The sequence below is a fragment of the Leptolyngbya sp. AS-A5 genome (assembly GCF_039962495.1).
In the GTDB taxonomy this organism is placed as follows: Bacteria; Cyanobacteriota; Cyanobacteriia; order Leptolyngbyales; family Leptolyngbyaceae; genus Leptolyngbya.
In genome coordinates this window covers 126978-136598 of sequence record NZ_JAMPLL010000008.1, presented here as the reverse complement: position 1 = coordinate 136598, position 9621 = coordinate 126978, and the positions used below count along the sequence as shown (strand labels likewise).

Sequence of the window (9621 nt, the reverse complement as noted above, 5' to 3'; positions counted from 1 at the left end):
TGCAATTTTCCGAACTCGAAGACCCAGAAATTCAACGGGAGCATCCCAAATGTAAAAGAGCGCTATGCAGCTAAGGTTCGCTTGAGATAAGCACAACGTAACCTCAACATCTGATTGACATTCTCTCGCTTCCACTGAGCGGTAGAGAGATTCAATCGACTGTCAATCTGTTTAACCGTAGGCTCTACTGCTCCTGAGCCAATCGAGCAGAGTGGGTCAGACTGAAACTGCTGATAGTCAATCAACTGATGGCGAGAGATGGCGAGAGTCTGAAGGTAAGCGCAAAAGTTGAGTGCGGATTTGTCTGTTGCTTGAGCCAACAATGCCAGTGCTGCCTCAATTTGTCCTTGCCACAAGTAAGTTTCAGCCTGCTCTAGCTGGAAGCGAGCGTGATCGCACTAAACACCAGCAGCAGAACTTGCCGAACTTGTCAGGCAAAATAAAGACAGACAATAAAAATAACTAAAGAGATCGCTTGTCCTGTTCTCATAATGGTTTTTCCTATTTGGGTTGTTCTTTTCGAGCAGGACAGGTAGGGGTTAGGGGCTGATCGATCGACCAAATCGGCAATTGATTAACCTGTTCTATTGTGTGTTTAAGATAAGAGGTCTGGTTAAATACAATGGCTTTTCCGAAGTATTCTTCAGATCCAGAGTGTTCTTGATTACTAACATTGCAAACCGTATAGCGTCCCTGCTGTCTCGCTTGGTTCACCGGAGGACCGCTCACCAAACCTCAGCGTGCAAGAAAGACAACGCGGGGAAGCTGTGTAATCCAATCACGATCGCCCCAAAGGTGATAGAGGTGATCGACATCATTAAATCCGGCTCTGCCTTCAAAGGCGCCACCGAGTGATATCACTGTGACACGCGCATTGATCCAGTACTTGAGATGAGATGCAGCACCTAAAGCAACCTGAGTTCCACCACTGGTACTCAGCAGAATTAAGTTAATCGGTCGGTCGGAACGAGTAATTCGATGAGCAGCATTCATCCGATCAATGATCGGATGAGCAATACTTAAGTTGTAAACTGGGCCATAGTGATCGTCGGCTGAGATAGCAAAGCGCCAAAGATTGCGGATTTGCACCAGCACATATGCGATTGATTCGCTATCTTTTGCGGCTTGCCACAGTGGAGAAGATTTAGAAGATGCCACTGGTCTTGTACATTTGGCGTGTGAGCAGCAAACGAGGGCTTCATCATCTATTCAAGGAAAAACTTTGAATTCATGGTATCCGAGGTGTTGATTGTTAAATACAAATTTTTTACCCCACTTCCTTTGCACTGATCAAGTGGTTATTGGAGTTTGTCCTGCATCAACAGGTGTTTAGTTTCCCCAAGCTTCAACTGTATGGCATTTTTTCACGAGTCAATTAGGATTGCTATAGCAATCGCGACGGTTAACAGGTGTAGCTTTGTTGCAGACTCAGAGTAAAGAGTTGTTCTAGGTGAAGCCTCACATAAGGACTCCTTGCTGTGAAATAAACCTGAATTAGTCCTGTGTCCACTGAAACTTTCAGGACTTTCACATAAATATCTTCCTCAGCAAAAGCTGGCTCATCTGGTAGAAAAAGATTAAGCTTGAGATTGGTTTGCACTGAGGGAAATGTTTCCGGATTGAGGTCGGCGATCTGAATTTCTCCACCTCGCTCAGAAAGCTTGATCAAAGCTCCCTTAAACCAAGTGCCATTAATCTGTTTACCGTCTAAAACGGCATATTGAAGCGGAATCGATCGGGGCAGTGAAACTAGGGACTCTTGGCGTTCTGGCAGAGCTAAGTTGTAAGTTCCCCGAATTGCACTCACATCATAAACTGTAATTGGATGCTTAATGCCTTTCGCTTGCACCTGCTGCATTTCTCGAAACACGAGAGCATCGCTGACTTCCTGTGCAGTTGATTCTGAAATCAGAATCTGTCCGCCGATCGTAAAAGATTCAATCCGATAGGTTAAATTCACATGGCTCCCAATCACGCTGTACTTTGTGCGCTTTTCTGAGCCGATATTACCAACCACAACCTCTCCGGTATGAATTCCAATGCCCATTTCTAAAGCTGACCAGCCCAGTTTTTGAAGTTTTTCGTTCACCGAAATCAAGGCTTGCTGCATCGCAATTGCACAAGCGATTGCTCTTTCGCTATCATCGGCTCGGAGCGTTGGCGCACCAAACAAAACTAAGATGCCATCCCCCATAAACTCATCGATCGTGCCTTGGTAAGCTGTGATCACATCGGTCATTGCAGCGAGATAAATGTTTAGAATCTTCACGACCTCTTCGGGTGGAAGTTGTTCTGCGGTCGCCGTGAAGCCGCGTAAGTCCGAGGTCAAAATCGTAATCTTTCGCCGTTCTCCACCGATTTTCAGCCCCTCCGGATTTTCGAGCAAACTGGCAACGACTTGATCGGTTAAGTAGCGCCCAAAGGTTTTACGAATCTCTGCCGCAGTTCTAGCAATATAAGAAGTCACAAACATTGCTGAACCCGTCAAAGCTATCAAAGGCGGTACCACTGGAATCCAGAGTCCCTGTAAAAATGCAGCATAGCCCACCAAGACTAACCCGCCTCCAGCCGTGAGAATGCTTGCGATAATCAAACTTAGACGATATCGATCGCTCAGTTTAGAGGATTGATTGGTCGATCGATTGCACCAGATCAAAAGCGCCCCTAGACCCGCCCAACTAATGATCCAAGCGATCTCAAGTAGCTCGTTCCAAGTGTGAATCAGCGATCGCTTTTCCAGTGCAGCACTCAGAATTTGGCTAATTGCGTTAGCATGAATCACCACACCTGGCGTGCGTTTGGGTGCAGTGAGCAAACTGCTACTATAAGGCGTGTAGAACAAATCCTTGAGACTCTCAGCCGTACTGCCGATTAATACAATGCGATCGTGCATCAACTTAGTCGGGATGCGATTCCGTAATACCTCAGTCAACGAAATCGTTGGAAACTGCTGAATCTGCCCGCGATAGTTGAGCAAAACTTGATATCCTCCCGCTTCTGCTCGTTGATATCCACCATCATCTGAAGCGAAACTGGGAAAAATTGCCTGACCTAGCTTGACTTTCTCATCTGGAGTCAGTTCGGGCTGGATACCTTGCTTTTCCAAATAGAGCAAAGCCAGCTTAAAGCTAAAACTAAACACCGTATTGCCTGCTGGATCATCCAAATAAAGCAAACTGCGGCGAATCTTGCCATCTCCATCGATCGGTAAGTCATTCGCGCCGACTTGATCGCGCTGCTTCAGAATCTGCGGTGGTGCCACCGCAGAACTATCGACGCTTTCAGCAACCTTCTGAACTCCAACTAGATTTGGAGTGGTTAAGAACACTTGATTGAGCTTCTGTAGCCCTTGTTCAACAGGCAGATCCCGATAGATATCTAAGCCGATCGCTCGCGGCTTCTGATTCCGAATGTTGGCCAAGACTTGAGCAAGCATTGCATCTGAGAGTTGCGTCCGCTTGATGTTGCGTAAATCCTGCTCTGTGATTTCGACAATTACAATCCGAGACTCTCTTGACTCGGACGGACGCATCAAGAAGAACTGATCTAGCATTGCAAGTTCTAACATTTGCAGTGCGCCCAGAAACCGCAATCCAAGCACTAGAGCCGTTACGCTGGGGACTGCAATCACTACACCGCGCCAATGCCAAAGTTGTCGTTTTAATCTCGTCCAAATCATCGCGTTTGCTCCTAGTGCTTTGGTGCTAAGCCGTGATTAGAGATAACTCAAATTGTTGTCCTCGTCGAACAAACCCTAATAATCCATCTTTTTGAGCATCAGGTAAGAGTCCAGGCTGATAACCATACAGCCACATTTTGCGGCGAAAACGTTCTGGTAATGTGATCAGTTTGCTGTAATGAGCATGAACCGGAGTTCGGACGATCGCAGTTTCACAATCATGAAAAATCAGATCAGCTTGCTCATAAAATGGATAGTTCTGCTGTAAACAAAGCTGTGAATCTCCTGAGATAAAGACTTTTACGCCCTGAACTTCAAAGAATAAACCGTAGCTCGGCATGACATAGAATCCTGTATCGACATGAATCATGCGTACGAGTTCAAATCGAATTCCTTCCCACATGAACCCTTCTCCTTTACCAATGCGATGAACTGTAAAGTAAGTGTCCAGTGTTGCAATATCTTGATCAATCGATCTCATTCCACCGGATAAGGTTCTGTCCCAAAGTTCACTCGCGATATCTTTGCTTAGATAAAGATTGGCACGATCGCAGCGTGGATCAAATCGCCGCGTCATGCCGATAAACTCTAGTCCGCCTGCGTGATCAGCGTGCAGATGGCTAATAAAAATATCAGTAATCTCTAGATAAGACAGTCCCGCCGCATAGAGTGAAAAGCGAATATCAGAGCCGCAGTCAATTAAAAGTTTTCGTCCGCGATCGCTGGTTAAGAGCATGTTGGAGTGAAAGTTATCTTCTCCAACCGTGAACGCTGATCCCGATCCTAGAAACAGTAAGTTTGGCATAGTAAAAGCAACAAGGGCATCTGAAATTCCGGTGACGATCAGCGTTGCAGACTTGAATGTTGTTATACCAAATTGATTTATGGATGCGACAGATTCTCGCCCCCTAAATCCCCTATTCTGGGAGACTTTGAGCATGATCTGTCGCGTTCTATGTTTAATCCAGTATTAGTCTTGAGCATCAGAAAAACAACATTCAAGCGCTGAAAACCGCGTTAAGGTCGGGTAGATTGACGACTGTTAACCATAGATTGACAAGTATTAACCAAGGGTTCAGACATCACAGCAGAAAGATCGACAGATCGCAGCAACTCTCTCCAACTCATGTTCAGCCTTAGATCGCTCGGTTGCCTCAAGCGTAATGCGGCGAGTATCGTTACGGCTTCGTGCCAAATTCCTGCTTCTGCATAGAGCCTGACTTGTTCTCTCGGAGTTGCTGTTTTCAGCGCTTGGGTGAGTTCTGGAGTGAGTGCAATTCGCTCGATCCAGCCATCGACGCTGATTTCATTGCCTGTACCGTCGGCCTTACAGTTGATACTCAGATACCAGCGATACTGCTGACCCACTTCGAGCGCAGGAGCATCCGGCGGCAGGGTGAATTGAAAAATACCTGCCGTTTTTGGGAGTGCGATCGTCGTTTCATATACTACACGGCTTTCTTTGTCACCCAGAATCGTGAGTTGAGCAGTGCCGCTCACCGCTTGAGGTAGTGACCAAAACAGCGTGGGACGGTCTGAAACCGTTAAGCCAAACTTATCTTTGGGCAGTAAGGGAGTCAGGCTCTTGCGGCTTGCATCACACTGTCCTCGCGTCGCTCCACCTGCCGTAGTCTTTGGTGCACCGCGTCTTGGAGGTCTAAACGCTTGAGCAATCAGAGTTGGCGTGGAAAGTTGGGACGATCGCGTCTGAGTTGGAGCGGCAACGGTTGGAACCGAGAATGCTCCAAGCGCCAAGGGAATCATTAAGAGAGATTGAAACAGTTTCATAGATTTGTTTAGTGACGATTTGCGAACAAGTAGAGCGCTGCTGTCATCCTAGAAAGGACAGCAATCAAAGGTCATCGCGAAGGCTACTCAGGTTAGAACTTCAGTAAGCCCAAGACTGTGGAAATCTCGCAGGACGATCGAAGCGATCGTGCGCTATGGCATCCTTCACCAAGGACTCCCAATCATCGTGAAACTCGACCAGTAGTAGGGATGAGAGAATGTTTGTTTCGTTGCCGACTCATCAGAACGTAAGCTGTCTTTTCCTTTTAGAAGTTGAAGCTGTGCTTGTCGGAGTGCTTCTGCTTTGATCGGTGAGGTCTTTAAAGCTTGGTAAAACTTTGTCATTAACTCTAATGTTCCTTGATCATCGACCGACCAAAGACTTGCCATTGCTGTTTTGACCCCAGATTTAACAGCGAGACCTGCGAAACCCAGTTCTGCGTCTTCATCGCCTAACGCCGTTTGGCAAGCACTCAAGACCAGCAGTTCAACGGGTGGCTTGTTCCAACCGAGTTGTCGGATTTGATCGAGCCGGAGCTTTGTGTCCGAGAGTTGGATATAAGAATTTTTTAGTGTGCCGGGTTGAAATTCGGCATGAGTTGCAAGATGAATAATTCCATAAGGATTGCTGTTTCGTTGAGATTTCAGGTTTTCTAGCGTGAATGCAGTGTTCAAAAAGCCTCTTCCGCGCCACAGCGTCGTTACGGTGTTAATTTCGAGCGGGACAGCAGGCAAAGGAGCTTGATCGGTTTGAGGAAACTGCGATGCCCCCATCGCCAGAATTTCAGATTTTCTAATATCGCCATAGCGAGTATCGGTGAGACTGATACTCGGCATCAATCCCAAACTGTAACGCTCGATCAAGAAGCCCGTGCCATCATGCAAGGCAGCAAAGGGCAGCGATCGCAGTCCTGCATCGGTGATGAACACTAAGCTTTGGATGTCGCGGTGCTTAAACTCAGCTTCTAGCGGTGCAATCAACCATTGGTAAAGCTGTTGTGCTGGAGCAAGATAAGTTGTCGTGCGGACTCGATTGCGGTCGGAGACTTCTTTTTGAAGCTGTCGAGCGAGTTTCACCACTGTGCTGCGCGTTGCTCCAGGAATCCGTTTGCGAATCGGAGCGCCCTTTGCTGTGACGATAAACAGTTCTAGCTGGTCGCGATCGCGATCAGCCTGAGAGCGGCTTGTTGATTCCGCTTGAGAAATATCGCTGGGTACAAACAAGGCGTAAACTAATGCAGGCTTAATGCCAGTATTGGTTTCTACATCTGAGAGATCCGATCGGACATCTGGTAGCTCTTTCGGTTCAACTTCATCGAGTTCTAAATAATCCTCAAACCCTTGTGAAACCTCCTCATCAATTTCACTCATGAAGGGATCAACTTCTAACGAGTCTGAACTACTCACCGTGGGAATTGCATCTAAACTCTCCTCTGATTCCTGTTCAAACTCATCCGGATCAATATTGGGTTTTGGGGCTTCTTGTGGTGGATTGCTCGGCTCAGTTGGAGTATCCGGTTGAGGAATCGGTGCGGCTATAACCGTCGCTTGCACAGTCACAGGGTTAGAGGTCGCGACAGCATCAGATGCAGTAAGCGTAAAGGCTGAAAAGCTGCCTGTTGTTCCAGACGGAGGAGTGTATTCAAAGGTTTGAGGAGTTTGAGGATCTGCGGAGATTTGCACGGTTGACCCTTGGACTGGAACGCCATTGATTCTCAAAGTTGCTCCGGGCAGAAGGTTCAGAAACAATGTTGTTGCATCACGATCGACATCTGTGACTAGGGGAGCGAGATCGCGAGTTGTAAAGGTAATTGACTGTCCTGATTCAACCGGGGACAATGTTGTGTTTGCGCTGAGAGTCGGTGCATCATTTTTAAACGTGAATGTCGCATTGCTTTGAGTGACTGATCCAACTGTTCCGAAGGCAGTTGTCGGCGGGATTGTAGTATCGGTTGTGATTGCTCCTGCGGTTCCATTTGTTGCAGCATCTCCAACCACAAACGGAGCATTGGAAATGCCACCATCATGACGAATTTCGACGATTCCACTCGACGCATTGGACTGTGTGTGAATTGTGTCTGCTGGAAACAGGGGCACGAATTTAGTTCCTCGAACAGTACCATTTAGCGCAAAGAGTTGAACACTGCCTCCAATTCCTGATGTCGGTGGTTCCCCTTCTATTGGTGATTCCCCTTCTATCGGTAGTTCCCCTTCTGTTGGTAGTTCCCCTTCTATCGGTGGTCGCTCCCCGCCTCCAAAGAACCCGTCTCCAGATATTGCACGAGTATTAATACTTTCAAAGGTGATGTTTCCGCCAGTTGAGGTCAAGCTTACGGCTCCACCGACCGTAATGTCGCTGTAGAAAACACTAACTGCAGAAGTGTCGATCGCACCTGTCACAATGTCCCCGCCTGCGCTAATATTCACCCCGCCACCAAGTGCATCGATCGTGGTATTTGCAGAGGTATCGATCGCCCCTGTAGTGACCGTGCCGGGAGCTTGAATGATCACCGTATCTAGAGAAGTAGAGCTAAAAAACAGTCCTGTTCTAATATTGCCAACGCTGACATTCGCAGGAGTGGTTGGCGCGTTCTGCTCGAAAGTTGAGGTTTCCGCTGTCACCGGGAAACTACTAACCGGATTCGCAAGTGTGCTTAAGCCTGCTCGAAGAATGACAGCAGGACGAGTGCTAAGAATTTCAATATCTGGATCAGATCCAGTAAGCCCCACATCGGGCTGAGTGATCGTAATGTTGCCGCCTCTAATGCTGCCTGTCGCTTCGACTTTGAGAGAGGCTCCGGTGTAATCTCCGAAAGAGACATCTCCATTTGCACTAATGATCGGATCGTACAAGCTCACAAATGTTCCTGGATTGCCGTTCAGAGTTTGCAGCGTGAAGTTACCCCGACTGGCAAAATGAGCATCTCCAGAGATGATGCCATCACTCATCAGAGTCAGATTGCCACCACTGACAAAAGGCGTTTGTTGAAGATGATTGAGCGCCAGAATATCAATTCCTTGGTTGCCGCGAAGCCAGAGATCACCTTGTGATCGGATCAGTACCGGATTGGTCACGCTGTCTCGCACTCTGACAGTATCATTTGCAAAGAGGCTGAAATTTCCAGTGGTTTGAAACTGGCTCTCAAACAGGGTAAGCGTTTGAGCGGCGGATAGGGTTGCTGCTTTAGCGGTAAGAGTTCTCACTGCAACATCACCATTCCCAATCCGTAATCCTGATCCGGTTAGTTCAACTTCCCCGTTTTGATTAAGCGTCAAGCGAGTTGCATTCGTGCCCGTTCCGCCAGTGAGCAGTTGCGGAAGTGTGGCAACCGATGGAGCAGCAAAGGCCAGAGATGGAGCAACTTCCAGGCTGAGAGAACTTCCAGTTGGATTGAGGCGAACCAGCGATCGTTCTGGAACTGTGGCGGCTAACAATTGTCCATTCGGAGCCGCGAGCGTGCCAGTGCTAACGACAGTTCCCCCAAGCAGCGTCAGATTTCCATTGGGAACCGTGAGATTTCCGGTGTTGACGATCGCGCCACTCAACGCAAAGGGAAAGGCGAAAGCATCAGGATTGCCGTTTAAGGCTGAATAGTTCGTGGTGGTTGCACTGAGCCAGTTTCCCCCAAACCCAATACCTGGAGCAGTCGTCGCAGTAAAAGAACCCGGAACATTGAGAGAAGCCGTATTGCCAAAGAGAATACCAGACGGATTCATCAAAAAGAGATTAGAGTTGCCACCTGTTACTTGAATCAATCCATTAATGATGGATGGATTGCTCCCGTTCACACGCGCCAAAATATTCTGAATCGTGAGATCAGAGAGAAAGTTGGCAATCTGGTTCTGATTCAACCCAAACTGGGTGAAACTGTGAAACAGGTTCGCGCCATCCGTCGATCGCGCTCCCCCAGTAATATCAAATCGATTGCCGTTGAGTGTTGAAATTGTTCCTCCAGTTGGAACAATTTGAGCAGTTGCAGTCTGGCTTAGACCCGCTACACCAATGAGTGCGATCGCGAACGGAAGTTTTTTCAGGACAGTCATCAGGAAGCTGGAGTAATAAGCAATCATCGGCTTTATCGATAATCAGGACAAGCAACTCTGGGCAGGCAATCAAACTGCGATCGCAACTGTCGCTCAGTGTTCCTGTAGAG

General features: G+C 47.7%; 7 protein-coding genes. All 7 read right to left on the bottom strand.

Annotation, left to right across the window (positions count from 1 at the left end; all coding sequences use genetic code 11):
• Positions 1 to 62 precede the first annotated feature (62 nt).
• The 7 genes from NC980_RS12345 to NC980_RS12315 all read right to left on the bottom strand — a co-directional run bounded on the left by NC980_RS12345 (position 63) and on the right by NC980_RS12315 (position 9511).
• The gene (locus NC980_RS12345) at positions 63 to 356 is read right to left on the bottom strand and encodes a hypothetical protein (RefSeq protein WP_190375298.1); all 294 of its coding nucleotides are present in this window, start codon (positions 354 to 356) and stop codon (positions 63 to 65) included.
• A gap of 145 nt (positions 357 to 501) precedes the next feature.
• Positions 502 to 729 carry a hypothetical protein gene (locus NC980_RS12340; protein ID WP_190375297.1) on the bottom strand — a complete coding sequence of 76 codons (228 nt, stop codon included), beginning with the start codon at positions 727 to 729 and terminating at the stop codon, positions 502 to 504.
• 6 nt (positions 730 to 735) lie between these two features.
• The gene (locus tag NC980_RS12335) at positions 736 to 1158 is read right to left on the bottom strand and encodes a hypothetical protein (protein ID WP_190375296.1); all 423 of its coding nucleotides are present in this window, start codon (positions 1156 to 1158) and stop codon (positions 736 to 738) included.
• Positions 1159 to 1402: 244 nt separating this feature from the next.
• Positions 1403 to 3679: an adenylate/guanylate cyclase domain-containing protein gene (locus NC980_RS12330; protein ID WP_199298372.1), complete on the bottom strand. Its 2277-nt coding sequence runs from the start codon at positions 3677 to 3679 to the stop codon at positions 1403 to 1405.
• Between the two features lie 25 nt (positions 3680 to 3704).
• The gene (locus tag NC980_RS12325) at positions 3705 to 4484 is read right to left on the bottom strand and encodes an MBL fold metallo-hydrolase (RefSeq protein ID WP_190375295.1); all 780 of its coding nucleotides are present in this window, start codon (positions 4482 to 4484) and stop codon (positions 3705 to 3707) included.
• A gap of 212 nt (positions 4485 to 4696) precedes the next feature.
• The gene (locus NC980_RS12320; protein ID WP_190375294.1) at positions 4697 to 5467 is read right to left on the bottom strand and encodes a DUF928 domain-containing protein; all 771 of its coding nucleotides are present in this window, start codon (positions 5465 to 5467) and stop codon (positions 4697 to 4699) included.
• A 165-nt stretch (positions 5468 to 5632) separates the two neighbouring features.
• Positions 5633 to 9511 (bottom strand): CHAT domain-containing protein, encoded by a 3879-nt coding sequence (locus tag NC980_RS12315; protein WP_348253930.1) that lies wholly within the window; start codon positions 9509 to 9511, stop codon positions 5633 to 5635.
• Positions 9512 to 9621: the final 110 nt, after the last annotated feature.

Bases quoted from the DNA above. Each gene is read 5' to 3' on its own strand.
- NC980_RS12325 (WP_190375295.1), bottom strand. From the start codon at position 4,484: ATGCCAAACTTACTGTTTCTAGGATCGGGATCAGCGTTCACGGTTGGA.
- NC980_RS12315 (WP_348253930.1), bottom strand. From the start codon at position 9,511: ATGACTGTCCTGAAAAAACTTCCGTTCGCGATCGCACTCATTGGTGTA.
- NC980_RS12320 (WP_190375294.1), bottom strand. From the start codon at position 5,467: ATGAAACTGTTTCAATCTCTCTTAATGATTCCCTTGGCGCTTGGAGCA.
- NC980_RS12330 (WP_199298372.1), bottom strand. From the start codon at position 3,679: ATGATTTGGACGAGATTAAAACGACAACTTTGGCATTGGCGCGGTGTA.